General features: G+C 70.0%; 16 protein-coding genes. 4 read left to right on the forward strand and 12 right to left on the reverse strand.

Annotation, left to right across the window (positions count from 1 at the left end; genetic code table 11):
* Positions 1-842 precede the first annotated feature (842 nt).
* The 3 genes from ABT297_RS05795 to hrcA form a co-directional block, all read right to left on the reverse strand.
* Positions 843-1,541 carry a 16S rRNA (uracil(1498)-N(3))-methyltransferase gene (locus tag ABT297_RS05795; protein ID WP_350545104.1) on the reverse strand — a complete coding sequence of 233 codons (699 nt, stop codon included), beginning with the start codon at positions 1,539-1,541 and terminating at the stop codon, positions 843-845.
* A gap of 254 nt (positions 1,542-1,795) precedes the next feature.
* Positions 1,796-2,923, reverse strand: a complete 1,128-nt coding sequence (gene dnaJ / locus ABT297_RS05800; RefSeq protein ID WP_350545106.1) for a molecular chaperone DnaJ — start codon at positions 2,921-2,923, stop codon at positions 1,796-1,798.
* Positions 2,924-2,949: 26 nt separating this feature from the next.
* Positions 2,950-3,972: a heat-inducible transcriptional repressor HrcA gene (gene hrcA, locus ABT297_RS05805; RefSeq protein ID WP_350545108.1), complete on the reverse strand. Its 1,023-nt coding sequence runs from the start codon at positions 3,970-3,972 to the stop codon at positions 2,950-2,952.
* Positions 3,973-4,156: 184 nt separating this feature from the next.
* On the opposite strand from hrcA, the gene ABT297_RS05810 reads away from it, so the two are divergent.
* Positions 4,157-4,813 carry a DUF4870 domain-containing protein gene (locus tag ABT297_RS05810; protein WP_350545110.1) on the forward strand — a complete coding sequence of 219 codons (657 nt, stop codon included), beginning with the start codon at positions 4,157-4,159 and terminating at the stop codon, positions 4,811-4,813.
* 49 nt (positions 4,814-4,862) lie between these two features.
* Here the strand turns inward: ABT297_RS05810 and hemW are convergent, their stop codons facing one another.
* Positions 4,863-6,059, reverse strand: coding sequence for a radical SAM family heme chaperone HemW (gene hemW, locus ABT297_RS05815; protein WP_350545112.1), 1,197 nt, complete (start codon positions 6,057-6,059; stop codon positions 4,863-4,865).
* A gap of 143 nt (positions 6,060-6,202) precedes the next feature.
* Here hemW and ABT297_RS05820 point away from each other — a divergent pair, with 143 nt between their 5' ends.
* The 3 genes from ABT297_RS05820 (at position 6,203) to ABT297_RS05830 (ending at position 8,990) form a co-directional block, all read left to right on the forward strand.
* The gene (locus ABT297_RS05820; protein WP_350545114.1) at positions 6,203-6,979 is read left to right on the forward strand and encodes an enoyl-CoA hydratase-related protein; all 777 of its coding nucleotides are present in this window, start codon (positions 6,203-6,205) and stop codon (positions 6,977-6,979) included.
* Positions 6,980-7,036: 57 nt separating this feature from the next.
* Positions 7,037-7,945 carry a VldE C-terminal domain-containing protein gene (locus ABT297_RS05825; protein ID WP_350545115.1) on the forward strand — a complete coding sequence of 303 codons (909 nt, stop codon included), beginning with the start codon at positions 7,037-7,039 and terminating at the stop codon, positions 7,943-7,945.
* Positions 7,946-8,069: 124 nt separating this feature from the next.
* Positions 8,070-8,990, forward strand: coding sequence for a phytanoyl-CoA dioxygenase family protein (locus tag ABT297_RS05830; protein ID WP_350545117.1), 921 nt, complete (start codon positions 8,070-8,072; stop codon positions 8,988-8,990).
* 69 nt (positions 8,991-9,059) lie between these two features.
* Here ABT297_RS05830 and ABT297_RS05835 read toward each other — a convergent pair whose 3' ends face one another.
* From ABT297_RS05835 to ABT297_RS05870, 8 genes are all read right to left on the reverse strand, one after another.
* Positions 9,060-9,341, reverse strand: coding sequence for a GlsB/YeaQ/YmgE family stress response membrane protein (locus ABT297_RS05835; protein WP_350545119.1), 282 nt, complete (start codon positions 9,339-9,341; stop codon positions 9,060-9,062).
* A gap of 68 nt (positions 9,342-9,409) precedes the next feature.
* Complete coding sequence (locus ABT297_RS05840) at positions 9,410-9,925, reverse strand: NUDIX hydrolase (protein WP_350545120.1); 516 nt, start codon at positions 9,923-9,925, stop codon at positions 9,410-9,412.
* Positions 9,922-11,799, reverse strand: a complete 1,878-nt coding sequence (gene lepA, locus ABT297_RS05845; RefSeq protein WP_350545122.1) for a translation elongation factor 4 — start codon at positions 11,797-11,799, stop codon at positions 9,922-9,924. The genes ABT297_RS05840 and lepA overlap by 4 nt, the downstream gene beginning before the upstream one ends.
* A 504-nt stretch (positions 11,800-12,303) precedes the next feature.
* The gene (locus ABT297_RS05850) at positions 12,304-12,852 is read right to left on the reverse strand and encodes a type III secretion system chaperone family protein (protein WP_350545124.1); all 549 of its coding nucleotides are present in this window, start codon (positions 12,850-12,852) and stop codon (positions 12,304-12,306) included.
* A 169-nt stretch (positions 12,853-13,021) separates the two neighbouring features.
* Positions 13,022-13,609, reverse strand: coding sequence for a DUF8185 domain-containing protein (locus ABT297_RS05855; RefSeq protein ID WP_350545125.1), 588 nt, complete (start codon positions 13,607-13,609; stop codon positions 13,022-13,024).
* 23 nt (positions 13,610-13,632) lie between these two features.
* Positions 13,633-14,034 (reverse strand): acyl-CoA thioesterase, encoded by a 402-nt coding sequence (locus tag ABT297_RS05860; protein ID WP_502885499.1) that lies wholly within the window; start codon positions 14,032-14,034, stop codon positions 13,633-13,635.
* Between the two features lie 18 nt (positions 14,035-14,052).
* Positions 14,053-15,732 carry an energy-dependent translational throttle protein EttA gene (gene ettA, locus ABT297_RS05865; protein ID WP_350545127.1) on the reverse strand — a complete coding sequence of 560 codons (1,680 nt, stop codon included), beginning with the start codon at positions 15,730-15,732 and terminating at the stop codon, positions 14,053-14,055.
* A 78-nt stretch (positions 15,733-15,810) separates the two neighbouring features.
* On the reverse strand, positions 15,811-16,398 hold the full coding sequence (locus ABT297_RS05870) for a hypothetical protein (protein WP_350545128.1): 588 nt from the start codon (positions 16,396-16,398) through the stop codon (positions 15,811-15,813).
* Positions 16,399-16,502 lie beyond the last annotated feature (104 nt).

The raw sequence follows: 16,502 nt of genomic DNA on the forward strand, positions 1-16,502 counted from the left end.
GGCCGCCGTATATTGCCGCCAACCATTCGATGCGTTGCCGGGGCGGCGCGGCCGGCGCAGCTGTGGCGTGGATACGCGACGACCCCTCGGGACAGGACCAGGCCGCCCGGCGCCGTTCGCCTGACGCGGCGCGGGATCGCAGTCGTTTGCCGCAACGCTGCTCGCTGGACGTTGTGCCTGTTCAGGCGGCGTGACCGGCGGAGGCGGCGAGGGCGGCACCGGCCTGCGCACCGAGCCGTCCCCCTGGTCGCTGACCGCCGGCTGTGTGTCACCGCGCGCGCGGCGGAGCTTCTCGGCGTGCCGTCTGGCCAGGCCCCAGTCTCGATGCCGCGCATGCTCCCGGCGGAACTGCTCATTCGCCGGAGAATAACGACGTGACCTGGTTCGGTCACGCATGGCAGCCAACTCCGCCCTTGAAAACAAACCCAGCTGCCCCATGTATGTAATTATCCCAGAACCCGACCGAAACCACCGCCCCGAACGGCAGTCCATAATGTCAAATGGTGCACCTCAGCTGTGACTACACCTTCGAGCGTCCCGACGCCGAGTCCGAGGCTATGGTGGTGAGGCACTGGCGGAGGGACGGTCCGGCTAAGGCGCTCGTCGACCCGTCGGCCGCGCACACCGGGCCCGGCATCTCGTCGCCGACCCGGAGACGATGATCGCCGCGGGCCAGACGGTTGCCGCCCGCCGCACGATGGGCCCAGGCGTGCACGAGCACGAGGGCGAACCGTGGTGGCAGGGCGATAGCTATACCCGCGCAGTCCCGCAAGGCCGGCATCGCCGCCCGCCCGCCACGGCGTGGAGTGGATGATGGGCCTAACCTCAAAACGCTGCCGGGGTCACCAGCGGCCGAGTCGCACGGACAGGGCCGAGACCGCGGCGGCGCCGGCCGTCGACGTGCGGAGTACCTCACGGCCGAGGCGCACCGGCGTGCCTCCGATCGACGCCAGTTCCTCCGGGGCCACGCCGCCCTCGGGCCCGACCACCAGGGTGATCTCCCCGGTGGCGGGCAGCGCGACGGCGGACAACGGCTCGCTCGCCTCCTCGTGCAGAACGAGCACCGTGCCGGTCAGTGCGAGCTGTCGCGTCGAGCGGGCCTCGGTCACCTCCGGCAGCCACGGGCGGCGCGACTGCTTGACCGCCTCGCGTGCGGTCGAACGCCACCGCTCCAGCGGCTTCGCGTCCCGCCACCGGGCCACACTGCGGGCGGCCTGCCACGGCACGATCCGGTCCGCGCCGACCTCCGTCAGCAGTTGTACCGCCAGTTCGCCCCGCTCCCCCTTCGCGATCCCCTGCACGACGGTGATCGACGGGTCGGCGGGAGGTACGTGCTCGGCGGGGTCGAGGGCGAGATCCAGGGCACCCTTGTGCGCGGCGAGCACAATGCCACGGGCCAGGCCGCCCCGGCCGTCACAGAGCAGCAGCGCCTCGCCGGCGGTGAGACGCTGGACGTTGGCGGCGTGATGGCCCTCGGCGCCGGCCAGGGTGAAGCGGTCACCGGAGGGCAGTTCGTCGACGAGGAAGAGCGGCGGGCTCATGCCGAGCCCTCCGCTTCGCTCCGGCCGCGGCGTGAGCTAAACCTGCGCCCCTGGCGAGCGGCCCCGACGCTCCGCACCGGACCACTCACGCCGAAACCTCCGCCTCGCCCCGGACGCGGCACGCGCCAAACCCGCGCCCCCCGGCGAGCGGCCCCGACGCTCCGCACCGGACCACTCACGCCGAAACCTCCGCCTCGCCCGGACCGCTCATGTGGGACTCGCGACACGTCGGCCGCTACGGGGGGCGGACGCGGTCACGCGTGGCCGTTGAAGGCGTCGCGCATTCGGGAGAAGAAGCCGCCCTGCTTCGACAGTTCGGCGACCTCCTCGCCGCGGCTGCGGGCGAACTCGCGCAGCAACCGCTCCTGCTCGGGCTCGAGCCGGGTCGGGGTACGCACGTCGAGGTGGACGTAGAGGTCGCCGCGGCCGGCGCCGCGCAGGTGGGGCACGCCCTTGCCGCGGATGCGCAGCGTGGAGGTCGGCTGGGTGCCAGCCTTCACGTCGACCGTCTCCTCGCCGTCGAGGGTCTTGATGGTCAGCCGCGTGCCGAGGGCCGCGGCGGTCATCGGCACGGTGACGCGGCAGTGCAGGTCGTCGTCCTTGCGGGAGTACACGTCGTGCGGGCGCTCGTGGATCTCGACGTAGAGGTCGCCGGGCGGGCCGCCGCCGGGGCCGACCTCGCCCTGCTGGGCGAGGCGGATGCGCATGCCGTCCTCGACGCCGGAGGGGATCTTCACGGTCAGCGAGCGGCGGGTGCGGACCCGGCCGTCGCCGCCGCAGGTCGCGCACGGGTGCGGGATGGTCGTGCCGAAGCCCTGGCAGGCCGAGCACGGGCGGGCCGAGACGACCTGGCCGAGGAAGGTGCGCTGGACCGACTGGACCTCGCCGCGGCCCTGGCAGATCTCGCAGGTCTGCGGGTGGGTGCCGGCCGCGGTGCCGGCGCCCTGGCAGGTGGTGCAGATCACGGCGGTGTCGACCTGGATCGGCGCCTCGACGCCGAACGCGGTCTCGTGCAGGTCGAGGTCGAGGCGCAGGATCGCGTCGGCGCCGGGCCGCACCCGCGGGCGCGGCCCACGGGCGGACTGGGTGCCGAAGAAGGCGTCCATGATGTCCTGGAAGCCCACGAACGCGCCGCCCGCCGGGCCTCCGGCGCCGCCGCCGTTGGGGGCCAGCGGATCGCCGCCCAGGTCGACCATCTCACGCTTGCGCGGGTCGGAGAGGACCTCGTACGCGGCGTTGATCTCCTTGAACTTCTCATGCGCCGACGGGTCCGGATTGATGTCCGGGTGAAACTCGCGGGCCAACCGACGGTAGGCCCGCTTGATCTCATCGGCCGTGGAGTCCCGCTTGACGCCGAGAATCCCGTAATAGTCCTTCGCCACTGAGTCCTATGCCCCTGAGATAGATGTCAACTCTGTGCCAGCAGGTCGCCGACGTAGCGTGCCACGGCGCGCACGGTCGCGATGTTTCCGGGGTAGTCCATGCGGGTGGGGCCGAGCACGCCCATCCCGCCGACCACCATCGAGCCGGGCCCGTATCCGGTGGCCACGATGGACGCGGTCCGCAGGTCCTCGATCTCGTTCTCATCGCCGATGCGCACCCGCGTGATGCTGGGCTCGACCTCGCCGAAGAGCTTGAGCAGGATGACCTCCTCCTCGAGCGCCTCGAGGATCGGCCGCAGCGAGCCCTGGAAGTCCAGCAGGCCGCCGCGGGCCAGGTTGGCGGTGCCGGCGAGCGCGATGCGCTCCTCGGTCCGCTCGACCAGCGTCTCCAGCAGGACCGTCGAAAGGGCCGTCATCGGCGGCCGCAGGCCGGGTGCCGCCTCCTCGATGAGCGCCAGCACCAGCGGCGGAGTCTCGGCCAGCCGCTGGCCGACCAGCTTCTCGTTGATCACCCGGCGCAACTCGGTCACGTCGTCGGCGAGGATCGGGCCGGGCAGGTCGACCAGGCGCTGCTCCACCCGGCCGGTCTCGGCGATCATCACAACCATGATCCGCGTGGTGGAGATCGGCACCAGCTCGAAATGTCGCACGGTCGCGCGCGACAGGCTCGGATACTGCACCACGGCGACCTGCCGGGTGAGCTGGGCGAGCAGCCGGACGGTGCGATGGACCACGTCGTCGAGATCGACCGCGCCGATGAGAAACCGCTCGATCGCCCGGCGCTCGGCCTGGCTGAGCGGCTTGACCCGGGAGAGCTTGTCGACGAACAACCGGTAGCCGGCGTCGGTGGGCACCCGGCCCGCACTGGTGTGCGGCTGCCTGATATACCCCTCCTCCTCCAGCACCGCCATGTCGTTACGGACCGTCGCCGGGGAGACCCGCAGGTTGTGCCGCTCGACGAGGGCCTTGCTGCCTACCGGTTCCTGAGTGGCGACGTAGTCCTCGACGATGGCGCGCAGCACTTCAAGCTTCCGCTCGTCAAGGGCCATGGCACCTCCTCGAAGACTGGCACTCCCAACTAGTGAGTGCCAGTCTACGTCAGTCGCGCCTGGGCACGCGATGATCGTTTGGCGCACGATAGACGGTACGGCCGCTGGACCGGGCAAAACTTGTCCAAAAGAAGTCATGTCGTGTCGCTGGCGTCACTTGATCGATGCACCTACCGTGGCCACCATGAGTGAACCACCTCGCCCCCCGGGGGAATACGGCTCGCCGTCGGACCCCAACGCCGGGTACCCGCCCCAGCCGCCCGTGTCGGGCGGCGGTTACGCTCCGCCACCGTCGAGCGGCGGCGGCGCCTACGCCCCACCGCCCACGTCCGGCGGGGGCTACCAGCAGCCGGGGTACCAGCAGCCCGGGTACCAGCAGCCGGGCTATGAGCAGCCCGGGTATCAGCAGCAGGGGTACCAGCAGCCCGGGTACCAGCAACCCGGCTACCAGCAGCAGGGGTACCAGCAGCCCGGATATCAGCAGCAGGGTGCGTACGGCGCGCCCGGCGGTGCCCCGGTCGGCTACGCCAACAGCGACGAGAAGACGTGGGCGCTCATCGCCCACTTCGGCGGCATCCTCGGCTTCATCCCGCCGCTCGTGGCGCTGCTGGCCAAGGGCAACGAGTCGCCGACGGTCAAGGCGCACGCGAACGAGGCCCTGAACTTCCAGATCACGTGGGGCATCATCCTGTTCGTGGGAGCGCTGCTCTCCGTGTGCACGTTCGGCCTCACGCTGATCGTGCCGTGGGCCGTGATCGTCGTCTTCGCGATCATCGGCGGCATGAAGGCCAACAACGGCGAGCTGTACCGCTACCCGATGAGCTTCCGCTTCATCAAGTAAGGCTCACAGTCCGACTGAGGGCGGCCCCCGCGACGGGGAGCCGCCCTCATCACGTCAGGGCGCGGGCCACGCCATCGGCGAGCAGCCGCCCGCGCAGGGTGAGCACCGCCCGGCCGGCGTCGAACGCGGCCGGCTCGAGCTGCCCGTCGGCGAGGCAGTCCCGCGCGCCGGCCAGCCCGGTCGCGTCGAGCACGGACAGCGGCAGGCCGTCGGCGAGGCGGATGCGCAGCAGGACGTCCTCCATGCGGCGTTCGTCCGCCGTCAGCAGCTCACGGGCCTGCCCCGGCGACGCCGAGTCCGCCAGGCGCGCCGCGTAGGCGTGCGGGTGCTTGACGTTCCACCAGCGCACGCCGCCGACGTGGCTGTGCGCGCCCGGGCCGAGCCCCCACCAGTCGCCGCCCCGCCAGTAGAGCTCGTTGTGCCGGCACGGCGAGTCCTTCGACCAGTTCGAGACCTCGTACCAGGCGAAGCCGGCCGCGGCGAGCGCCTCGTCGGCGGCGATGTACCGGTCGGCGGCGACGTCGTCGTCGGGGTACGGCAGCTCGCCCCGCCGCATCCGGGCGGCCATGCGGGTGCCGTCCTCCACGATGAGCGCGTAGGCGCTGACGTGGTCGACCCCGGCGTCGATCACCGTGCGCAGCGAGGCGGCGAAGTCCTCCGGGTGCTCCCCCGGCGTACCGTAGATCAGATCCAGGTTGACCCGGTCGAACCCGGCGGTCCGGGCCTCGGCGGCGACCTGCGGCGGGCGTCCCGGGGTGTGCCGGCGGTCCAGCACCGCCAGCACGTTCGGCGCGGCCGACTGCATGCCGAGCGAGAGCCGGTTGAAGCCGGCGGCTCGCAGCTCGCGCAGCGCCGCGAGGTCGACAGACTCGGGGTTGGCCTCGGTGGTGACCTCGGCGCCGGCGGCCAGGCCCCAGGTGCGGTCGATGCCCTCCAGGATGCGCCCCAGCTCGGCCGGGGGCAGCAGGGTCGGCGTGCCCCCGCCGAAGAACACGGTGTCGACGCGCGGCGGGCGGACCACCTTGGCGGCCAGGGCCAGCTCGTCGAGCACCTGCTCGGCGTAGCCGGCGCTGAGCACGCCCTCGCTCGCCGTGTAGGTGTTGAAGTCGCAGTACCCGCAGCGGCTGGCGCAGAAGGGCACGTGCACATATACGCCGAAGCCCGACCGCCCGGCACCGTCGGCGACCTCGTCGGGCAGCGCTCCGTCGCGCGGCATGGGCTCGCCGTCTGGCAGTGTTCCGGGCATGTCACCAGTGTCCGCGAGGCGGCGATTCGCGGCAAAGGAGGGCGACTCACCAGTCTCCGCGAGCCGGAGACCCGCGGCAAAGGAGGGCGGCCCCGGCGGCCGAACTACTGCGATCTTCGGGCAAGGGGCACTAATGTGCCCGCATGTCTCTCGTGCGGTCACAAACCGAGCGGGGCGTGGCGACGCTCACCCTCGACAGCCCGGCCAACCGCAACGCGCTGTCCACGGCCCTGATCGAGGAGCTGCTGGCGGCGCTGGCGGCGGCCGAGAGCGACGACGCGGTCCGCGCGGTCGTGCTCACCCATACCGGCCCGGTCTTCTGCTCCGGCGCCGACCTCAAGGAGACCGCGGCCGCGTTCGGCTCCGGCCGGCCGCCGGTGGGCCGGCTCGGCGAGGTGCTCGCCGCGATCTGGGAAAGCCGCAAGCCGGTCGTCGCCCGGGTGGCGGGGCCGGCCCGCGCGGGCGGCCTGGGGTTGATCGCGGCCGCCGACATCGCCGTGTGCAGCACCGCCGCGACGTTCGCGTTCTCGGAGGTCCGCATCGGGGTGGTCCCGGCGGTGATATCCGCCACAGTGCTGCCGCGGCTGTCCGCGCGGGCCGCCGCTGAGCTCTACCTGACCGGGGCTACGTTCGACGGAGCGCGGGCCGAGCGGGTCGGGCTGGTGACCGCGGCGGTGGACCCGGCCGAGCTCGACGCGGCGGTGGAGGGCTACCTTCGTGACCTGGTCCGCGGCGCGCCGGGCGCGCTGGCCGGCACCAAGGAGCTGCTGCGGCGACGCACATCCGACACGTTCCGTGATGAGATCGCGACGATGACCGAGCTGTCCGTCGGATACTTCGGATCCGCCGAGGGCATGGAGGGCATCATGGCGTTCCGGGAGAAACGGGACCCGAATTGGGTTCCGGACGGTGCTTTCTGACGCCGTGGGGTGGCGCCGGGCACGTACGCTGTTCGACCTGAGCGACGAGAGGTGACGATGCGTGGTCGAACACTGGTGATGGTCGCGGTCGTAGCCGCCGTCGCCGTGGCGCTGAGCGCCTACGTCGTGATTCACAAGCTGGGCGACAACATCCCGCTGCGTATCCCCACCCTCGGCAAGTCATGCGTGGTCAACGCCGGTAACGCATCGGTCAAAGCCGTCGGAGACGGCTCCGGCGAGGTCGGGCTCGACACGGAGCAGCTGGCCAACGCCGCGACGATCACCGCGATCGGGCTCACCCGCAAGATCCCGCACCGCGGGCTGGTCGTCGCGCTGGCCACCGCGTGGCAGGAGTCGAAGCTGGAGAACCTCCCCGATGGCGACCGCGACTCGATCGGGCTGTTCCAGCAGCGCCCCAGCCAGGGCTGGGGCCGGCCGGAGCAGATCGCCGACCCGCGCTATGCGGCCAACGCCTTCTTCACCGCCCTGCTCAAGGTCAAGGGCTGGGAGAACATGCGGGTCACCGATGCCGCCCAGGAGGTGCAGCGCAGCGCACACCCGGAGGCCTACGAGAAGTGGGTCGACGAGTCCGAGATCATGGTCCGCGCGCTCAGCGGCGACGTGACCGGCGCGGTCGCCTGCAGTGTCCGCGAGGCGGCCAGCCGCGGCCCGGAGGCGGCGCGTGCCCTGGGCGCGAGCCTGAAACTCGACTGGGGCAGCGTCAGCACCGCCGACGTGACCGACCTGGTCGGGGTGGCGTTGAAGGTCCGCGAGCCGAAGTCCGGCTGGCAGTACGCGCACTGGCTGGTCGCCCACGCCCAGGAGCACGGCGTGAAGCGGGTGCTCTTCGGCGACATGCAGTGGACGGCGTCGAGCGGAGCGTGGGCGCCCGTGACGGAGCGTGGCGGCATCAACGCCGGACCGGCCGGTGAGCGGGTCGTCGCCGAGGTCTACCGAGGACCATGACGTTCCGCGCGACCAGCGGGTTGTCGCACTTTCGGACATTGTCCGGTGGCCAACTCCCGAGTCGGGGATGCGTGCACCTCGCGTTACGATCGGTCGTTCCGTTCGACGAACCAAAGGGGAGGACATGACGTCCGCTGCACCCGACTACGGCGGTCTCACCGGCTACGAGCCGATCAGTGATGCCGACCGCAAGGAGTTCCTGGACAACGGTTTCCTGCTGGTCCGCAACGTCCTCAAGGAGGACCACCGGGCTCAGCTCGAGGCCGCCATGGACCGGGTCTGGGCCGAGGAGAAGGCTGCCGGCTCTTCCTTCATGAAGAAGGACGGCACGCTGCACCTGCTGGGCTTCCTGACGCGGGACGAACTGTTCGGGCACCTGCTGACCCAGCCGACCCTCTTCCCCTACATGTGGGGCCTGGCGGGTTGGAACATCTACACGCACCACAACCACCTGGACATCACGCCGCCCACCTCCGAGGAGGAGCCCCCCTCCTGGGGCTGGCACCAGGACGGGTATCGCCAGAACTCCGACCCGGAGACCATGGACCCGAACCTCCCGCGGCCGATGTTCTCGCTGAAGATCGCCTACGTCATCTCCGACCTGTCGGAGCAGGGCCGCGGCGCCACCAAGGTCATCCCGGGCAGCCACCTCTGGAACTCGCTGCCCCGCCCGGCCGACACCACGGTGCACAACCCCGACCCCGAGGGCACCGTCGAGATCACCGCGAACCCCGGTGACTGCTTCATCTTCGACCGCCGCCTCTGGCACTCCCGGTCGCCGAACTACTCGAACATCACCCGCAAGATGCTGTTCATCGGCTACACGTATCGCTGGATCCGCCAGCTCGACGACATGCCGATCGACTACGACGGCGAGTGGTGGGCCAACCGCACCCCCGTGCAGCGCCAGCTGTGCGGCGAGGCGACGCACACGGCCAACTACTGGGGCATCAACTGGAATGGCTACATCGACGAGGAGATTCCGCTCCGCAAGGAGCTGAAGACCCGCGGCCTGCTGGACCGTTCGATTCCCTGGCTGCGTTGAGTCCCCAGCCGCAACGCAAGGCCCCCGGCTCTACAGCCGGGGGCCGACGTTTTGCGAATGCGATGCTCGTTACGGCAGGGTGCGGCGACCACGACCGGAGAAACCGGCGACCAGGCCCACACCGACGGCCGCGAGCAGCACCTGGATCAGCAGCTCGCCCCAGTCGACACCCGGGGTGTCCGTCGAGATGCCGATCGCGTTGGCGACGACCGTGCCCAGCAGCGCCGCGATGACGCCGATGACCATCGTCAGCCAGATCGGCATGCTCTGGCGCCCGGGGACGACCAGACGTCCGAGCGCACCGATGATCAGACCGACGATCAGCGCGGTGATGATACCGGTGACAGTCATTGGTCTCCTCCTTTACCAGCTCAACCAGGGGGTTGTGCTTTGCGGTTGAGCTTGTATTGCCCGCGGGCTCAGGGGACCAAACGCACCGATGACTGTCGAACGAACGGATCGCGCAGAACCGCGTCCATGGTCGGAAATGCCATTTCCGGCGGATCGTTTAGCGCCAGCCAGGTGTGATCGCTGGCCTCGGCCGGGTCGAGGGCGATCTCCCCGGCCGTGATCGTGGCCAGCCAGAAGCAGTCCAGGACGGGCAGCTGCTCGCCCTGGAACTCGTACGTCCCGATATGCATGCCCGCGAACGCGCCCAGCTCGATCCGCACGCCCAGCTCCTCCCGCGCCTCGCGCACGGCCGCGTCGGCCGGGTGCTCGAAGCCGTCGCAGAAGCCGCCGGGAAGGTCCCACCACCCCTCGCGGGGCGGCCGGGCCCGCCGGATGGCCAGGAAGCGGCCGTCGCGCACGATGATCGCGGAGCCGGTGGGGCGGGGGTTGACGAACGCGGCGTAGCCGCAGGCGCCGCATACCGTGGGCGGCTGCCCGGTCCGCGCCCCGCACCGGGGGCAGTGCCTGACTTCTGGGCCGTTCACTTCTTGGGCTTGTTGTCGCCCGGGGTGTCCGAGGACGACAGGGCGGCGATGAAGGCCTCCTGCGGTACCTCGACCCGGCCGACCATCTTCATCCGCTTCTTGCCTTCCTTCTGCTTCTCCAGCAGCTTGCGCTTCCGGCTGATGTCACCGCCGTAGCACTTGGCCAGCACGTCCTTGCGAATGGCGCGGATCGTCTCGCGCGCGATGATCCGGCTGCCGATGGCCGCCTGGATCGGCACCTCGAACTGCTGGCGCGGGATCAGCTTCTGCAGCTTGCCCGCGATCGTGACGCCGTAGTTGTACGCCTTGTCCTTGTGCACGATCGCGCTGAAGGCGTCCACCGGCTCGCTGTGCAGCAGGATGTCGACCTTCACCAGGTCGGCCTGCTGCTCGCCGGACGGCTCGTAGTCGAGGCTCGCGTAGCCCTTGGTGCGGCTCTTGAGCTGGTCGAAGAAGTCGTAGATGATCTCGCCGAGGGGCAGCGTGTAGCGCAGCTCCACGCGGTCGGCGGACAGGTAGTCCATGCCCTGCAGCGAGCCGCGCCGCCCCTGGCAGAGCTCCATGACCGCGCCGACGTAGTCGTTGGGGGTCAGCACCGTCGCGCGGACCGTCGGCTCGAAGATCTGGCCGGTCTTGCCGTCCGGGAACTCGCTCGGGTTGGTGACCGCGTGCTCGCTGCCGTCGTCCATGATCACGCGGTAGACCACGTTGGGCGCCGTGGAGATCAGGTCGAGGTTGAACTCACGCTCCAGCCGCTCCTGGATGATCTCCAGGTGCAGCAGGCCGAGGAAGCCGCAGCGGAAGCCGAAGCCCAGCGCCGCGCTCGTCTCCGGCTCGTACACCAGGGCGGCGTCGTTGAGCTTGAGCTTGTCGAGCGCGTCGCGCAGCAGCGGGTAGTCCGAGCCGTCGATCGGGTAGAGGCCCGAATACACCATCGGCTTGGGGTCCTTGTAGCCGCCCAGCGGCTCGCTCGCCGCCCGCGCGTTGATCGTGACGGTGTCACCGACCCGCGACTGGCGCACGTCCTTCACACCGGTGATGAGGTATCCCACCTCGCCGGCGCCCAGCCCCGTGCTCTTGATCGGCTCGGGCGAGATGACGCCGAGCTCGAGCAGCTCGTGGACGGCGCCGGTGGACATCATCCGGATCCGGTCACGCGCCTCGATCCGCCCGTCGACCACCCGCACGTACGTGACCACGCCGCGGTACACGTCATACACGGAGTCGAAGATCATCGCCCGCGCGGCGCCGTCGGACACGCCGGTCGGCGCCGGCAGCTGGCGCACGATCTCGTCCAGCAGGTGCGACACCCCGACGCCGGTCTTGCCGGAGACCCGAAGGCAATCGTCCGGCTCGCACCCGATGAGGTGCGCGAGCTCCTCGGCGTACTTCTCCGGCTGCGCCGCCGGCAGGTCGATCTTGTTGAGCACCGGGATGATCTGCATGTCGTTCTCGAGCGCCAGGTAGAGGTTCGCCAGCGTCTGCGCCTCGATGCCCTGGGCCGCGTCCACCAGCAGGACCGCGCCCTCACACGCGGCCAGGCTGCGCGAGACCTCATAGGTGAAGTCGACGTGCCCGGGCGTGTCGATCATGTTGAGCACGAACTCCTCGCCGGTCAGGCCGCCCTCGCGGACCCGCCACGGCATGCGCACGGCCTGGCTCTTGATCGTGATGCCGCGCTCGCGCTCGATGTCCATGCGGTCGAGATACTGCGCCCGCATCTGCCGGGCCTCGACCACCTCGGTGAGCTGCAGCATCCGGTCGGCCAGCGTCGACTTGCCGTGGTCGATGTGGGCGATGATGCAGAAGTTGCGGATCCGGTCCGGCACGGTGGCGCCGGGGCGGTTCGCGCCGGGGTCGATCGTCGGTGGCACAGGCGTCCGTTCTCCATCGGGCTGGGGATCTCATACATCGTCCCACGCCCGCCGCGATTCCGGCTCACGGCCGTGCCGCCCCGCAGTCCCCCCGGGCCCCGGACCGCGGCACGGACGGCGCGTACCGGGCGTTTGTCGCATAAATCGGGTACCTGGCGGCAGCCACGACAAATCGCATTCGACCAGGAGGTCGTCCGAGAGCCGATCGAGAGGACATCGAGAGCCCCGCATCGGACAATCGTCCAGGTCGAGCATCCACGTCCGTGCGGAGCCGGCGAACGGCCGAAGCGGCGCCGGACGGTCGATGCCGACCGGCGTGGGTCTCCCCGGGGTCGACGCGCCACTGGCACCGTGCGCACGCGTCGATCCTGGGGAACTCATACCGATCGGCGGTTCTGCCTCACCGGCCGGCCGCCGGCCACGTCTCGCCTCAGTGCGTAGCCTCGGTCACAGCCACCGAAGCCAAGCGTCCGGATGAAAGATCGCCCGCCCGTCGGGCCGATGTCAGAGGAGCCCACCCTCGTCGTGCAGCCAGTCCGCGAAGCCCAGTGCCACCACCGCCGCGCAGTCGACGAGCTCGGCGATGAGCGCGTCGTGCACGCCCGAGAGCAGGGGCACCTGCATCTCGGCGTAGATGGGCAACTGGCCACGGTCCGTGGGGTCGCCGACATACGCCTTGTAGAAGCGGCGCGTATGGTTCCACTCGTTGACCACCCGATAGGAGCGGTCGGCCCAGTCCGGCGGGACCGTGGCGTGCGGCCGCGCCCGGATGACCAGGATCTCGTCCGACGGGCCCTCCAGCGCGAACAGCACCGCGTGGCGCTCCCACAGCGCGAGCAGGCTGCCGTCTCCGTCGGTCAGATATCGGATCTCAAGCTTCTCGAGGGCCTCCGCCACCCGTAGCAGCGTCAACGGGGCGATCCCGCCGTCGCCGCCCTCTTGCTCGCGCGCTCCGTCGATCGTCGGGGTTACGTCTTCCCGCGGCAGCTCAGCGACATTCGAGTCGGTCTTCGACCCGCTCGGTTGCTCGGCACGCCATGGCCATCTTGGCATCGTTCGGACTCCCTGCTCCCCCGTGCGCCTCCACCCGCATGTGCGGTCCGTCGCCGCTCGGATTCGCTCGGCGGTGGACCCGAAAGAGGACGGTACCCGTTCGGTCGAGTTTCAGCAGCCCCCAATTTCACCCTCGTACCACCCGTTCGGGTGAGGGTCTTATGGCCGTCTATCCGATCGAGGGTGAACCACCGGCGCGATGCCAGGCAGAGCCATATGCGCAGGCCAGAGCCGTCCACGGACCCGAAACCCGGACATCGACGAAGTCTCCGGCCGCCCCGGAGGTGAAGCCCATCCGGATGACCGCCTGGACGAGGCGCTGGGAAACCGGTATACGGTCGCCAGCCTCAGTGGTGACCGTGATCGGCACGTGGTCGAGGAGCGCGTCGCGCAGCATCCGCGAGCCGACCGGCCGGCCGCCGACCCCCTCCACGGCGGCGGTGCGCACGGTCCGGGCCGCCGCCTCGCCGACCCGCACGACGTCGCCGCGAGGGATCCGCTCGACGACGGTCCCCGGAACGCGGGGCAACGACCAACGCCAATCGGTGTCCCGCGATGCGGGAAGCTCGCCATCGATCGACTCAAGCAGCTCGCGGGCCGACACGGTCCGGTCGAGCGCGAGCGGCGCGGGAATCCCGCGACACACGAGTACACCCCAGGGCAGGCGGGACCACAGCGTGACCGCGCCCTCCCCCGCGGGCCGCAACCGCACGACCGCGCCGGGGTCCAGGCGCACGACCCGCGCCACGAACGCCATGGCGTCGGATCGGCCGGAATCGGCTAGCCAAGCCATGGCGAGAGGAACTCGCGTTCGATGTCGCGGACCCGGCGGGGCCGGCCGGCCTCGAGGTCGTACGGGACGCAGACGGTCCGCGCCCGCGACGCGAGCGCCTCGCCGTCGAAGAGCTCGTAGGCCACGGTCAATCGAGATGCCTTGATCTCCTCGAGCCACAGCTCGATGCGCACCGGGTCGCCGTAGTCGATCGGCCGCAGATAGTCGATCTCATGACGTGAGATGACGATGCCGTTCTCGAAGGACTCGAGGCCGGCCGCACGGGCGGCGGTGAACATCAGCGCAACGCGCGCCTCCTCATACAGCGTGAGGAAGCGCGCGTTGTTGACGTGCCCGTACGCGTCCAGATCGGACCAGCGCAGGGCGCAATGATAGATGAACCGCGCCACCGTATCCGCCAGCTACCGTCAGTCGCGGGTCAGCTTGCGGTAGGTGACGCTGTGCGGCCGCGCCGCTTCCTGGCCCAGCCGGTCGATCTTGTTCTTCTCGTACGACTCGAAGTTGCCCTCGAACCAGAACCACTTGGCCGGGTTCTCGTCGTCGCCCTCCCACGCCAGGATGTGCGTGGCCACGCGGTCGAGGAACATCCGGTCGTGGGAGATGACCACGGCGCAGCCGGGGAACTCCAGCAGCGCGTTCTCCAGCGAGGACAGCGTCTCGACGTCGAGGTCGTTGGTCGGCTCGTCGAGCAGGATCACGTTGCCGCCGATCTTCAGCGTCAGCGCCAGGTTGAGCCGGTTGCGCTCGCCGCCGGAGAGCACCTTGGTCGGCTTCTGCTGGTCGGGGCCCTTGAAGCCGAACGCGGCGACGTAGGCCCGCGACGGCATCTCGACCTTGCCGACCATCAGGTGGTCGAGGCCGTCGGAGACGACCTCCCAGACGGTCTTGTCCCCGTCGAGGCCGGAGCGGTTCTGGTCGACGTAGGAGAGCTGGACGGTCTCGCCGACCCGCACCGAGCCGTCGTCCGGCTGCTCCAGCCCGACGATGGTCTTGAACAGCGTGGTCTTGCCGACGCCGTTGGGGCCGATGATGCCGACGATGCCGTTACGCGGCAGCGTGAAGGAGAGGTCCTCGATGAGCAGGCCGCGCTCCTCGAAGCCCTTGCGCAGGCGGCTGGCCTCGATGACCACGTTGCCCAGGCGCGGGCCCGGCGGGATCTGGATCTCCTCGAAGTCCAGCTTGCGGGTCTTCTCCGCCTCGTTGGCCATCTCCTCGTAGCGGCCGAGGCGGGCCTTGGACTTGGTCTGGCGGGCCTTGGCGTTGGAGCGCACCCACTCCAGCTCCTCGCTGAGGCGCCGCTGCAGCTTGGCGTCCTTGCGCCCCTGCACCGCCAGGCGCTGGGCCTTCTTCTCCAGGTAGGTGGAGTAGTTGCCCTGGTAGCCGTGGACCTGGCCGCGGTCGACCTCGGCGATCCACTCGGCGACGTGGTCGAGGAAGTAGCGGTCGTGGGTGACGGCGAGCACGGCGCCGGCGTACTTCTGCAGGTGCTGCTCCAGCCACAGCACGCTCTCGGCGTCGAGGTGGTTGGTGGGCTCGTCGAGCAGCAGCAGGTCGGGCGCCTCGAGCAGCAGCTTGCACAGCGCGACGCGGCGGCGCTCACCACCGGACAGCATCGAGACCTCAGCGTCCGGCGGCGGGCAGCGCAGCGCGTCCATGGCCAGGGCGAGCTTGGAGTCGATGTCCCACGCGTCGGCGTGCTCGAGCTCCTCCTGCAGCCGGCCCATCTCCTCCATGAGCTCGTCGGTGTAGTCCGTCGCCATCAACTCGGCGACCTCGTTGAACCGGGCCAGCTTCGCCTTGGTCTCGGCGACGGCCTCCTCGATGTTGCCCAGGACCGTCTTGCTCTCGTTGAGCGGCGGCTCCTGCTGCAGCATGCCGACGGTGTAGCCGGGCATGAGACGGGCCTCGCCGTTGCTCGGGCGGTCGAGGCCTGCCATGATCTTGAGCAGGCTCGACTTGCCGGCGCCGTTGGGGCCGACCACGCCGATCTTCGCGCCGGGCAGGAACGACAGCGTGACGTTGTCGAGCACGACCTTGTCGCCGTGCGCCTTGCGCGCCTTCTCGAGCACGTAGATGTACTGCGCCACGGTGCGGCCCTACCTCCGGTCAACATGTGTGTTGTCGGACCAATCTTTCCAGGCGAGCACGGCGCCCCCAAATCGGCCCTACTCGGCCTGCGGATTGGCCTGGATGGCAGGGGACTCGTAGGCCTGCTTGCCGGCGACCTTCAGGCCGGCCGGGGTGACCGTGTACGTGGTGCCGTCGTTGGTGACGCTCCACGTCCGATAGCCCTTGGCGACCACGCCCGGACGCAGCAGGCCGTTCACCCCCTCCTTCGGGATCTCGCCGCCGTCGAAGAACGCCTGCTTCATGTCGTGGCCCTGATACCACAGCCCCGACCCGTCGGCCTCCTCGCAGATCCACACCTCCTGGTTCTTGGCCGTGCGGATGTACTGCACCAGCATCAGGGGTGTCGCCGCCTTCGGGTCCTGCGCCTTCGCCGCCTGGCCGATGAAGGCCGGGCACTGGGTCGGCGCGGTCGTCGGCGGCCGGCGCGAGGACGCGGCGGAATTCACCCCGGCCGGAGGTACCAACACAGGGTCACGGGATGCTGACTTATTCTCATCGATATCGCGCAGGCCCAGCACGTATCCGAAGAGCGCACCGAGGACCGTGAGGATGAGCAACGAGAGCAGGACGACGGTGAAAGTCCGGCTCGACTCCTGCGCGGGCCCGGCCCCGTAGCTCGACATCACAGCAGGATCGCACCTGTGAGCCAGCACTCCGCATGGTGCCGGGCTGCTACGGGGATCAGTAGGCTGAAAGTACGAGGGGTTGATCACCCAAGGGGAGGACA

The organism is Dactylosporangium sp. NPDC000555 (assembly GCF_040300025.1).
In the GTDB taxonomy this organism is placed as follows: Bacteria; Actinomycetota; Actinomycetes; order Mycobacteriales; family Micromonosporaceae; genus Dactylosporangium.

What these genes read in the sequence shown, in the direction of transcription:
- ABT297_RS05795 (WP_350545104.1), bottom strand. Translation starts at nt 1,541, where the DNA reads ATGAGCCCGCCGCTCTTCCTCGTCGACGAACTGCCCTCCGGTGACCGC.
- ABT297_RS05850 (WP_350545124.1), bottom strand. Translation starts at nt 12,852, where the DNA reads ATGCCAAGATGGCCATGGCGTGCCGAGCAACCGAGCGGGTCGAAGACC.
- hrcA (WP_350545108.1), bottom strand. Translation starts at nt 3,972, where the DNA reads ATGGCCCTTGACGAGCGGAAGCTTGAAGTGCTGCGCGCCATCGTCGAG.
- ABT297_RS05855 (WP_350545125.1), bottom strand. Translation starts at nt 13,609, where the DNA reads ATGGCGTTCGTGGCGCGGGTCGTGCGCCTGGACCCCGGCGCGGTCGTG.
- ABT297_RS05820 (WP_350545114.1), top strand. Translation starts at nt 6,203, where the DNA reads ATGTCTCTCGTGCGGTCACAAACCGAGCGGGGCGTGGCGACGCTCACC.
- ABT297_RS05835 (WP_350545119.1), bottom strand. Translation starts at nt 9,341, where the DNA reads ATGACTGTCACCGGTATCATCACCGCGCTGATCGTCGGTCTGATCATC.
- ABT297_RS05870 (WP_350545128.1), bottom strand. Translation starts at nt 16,398, where the DNA reads ATGTCGAGCTACGGGGCCGGGCCCGCGCAGGAGTCGAGCCGGACTTTC.
- ABT297_RS05825 (WP_350545115.1), top strand. Translation starts at nt 7,037, where the DNA reads ATGCGTGGTCGAACACTGGTGATGGTCGCGGTCGTAGCCGCCGTCGCC.
- ABT297_RS05810 (WP_350545110.1), top strand. Translation starts at nt 4,157, where the DNA reads ATGAGTGAACCACCTCGCCCCCCGGGGGAATACGGCTCGCCGTCGGAC.
- hemW (WP_350545112.1), bottom strand. Translation starts at nt 6,059, where the DNA reads ATGCCCGGAACACTGCCAGACGGCGAGCCCATGCCGCGCGACGGAGCG.
- ABT297_RS05830 (WP_350545117.1), top strand. Translation starts at nt 8,070, where the DNA reads ATGACGTCCGCTGCACCCGACTACGGCGGTCTCACCGGCTACGAGCCG.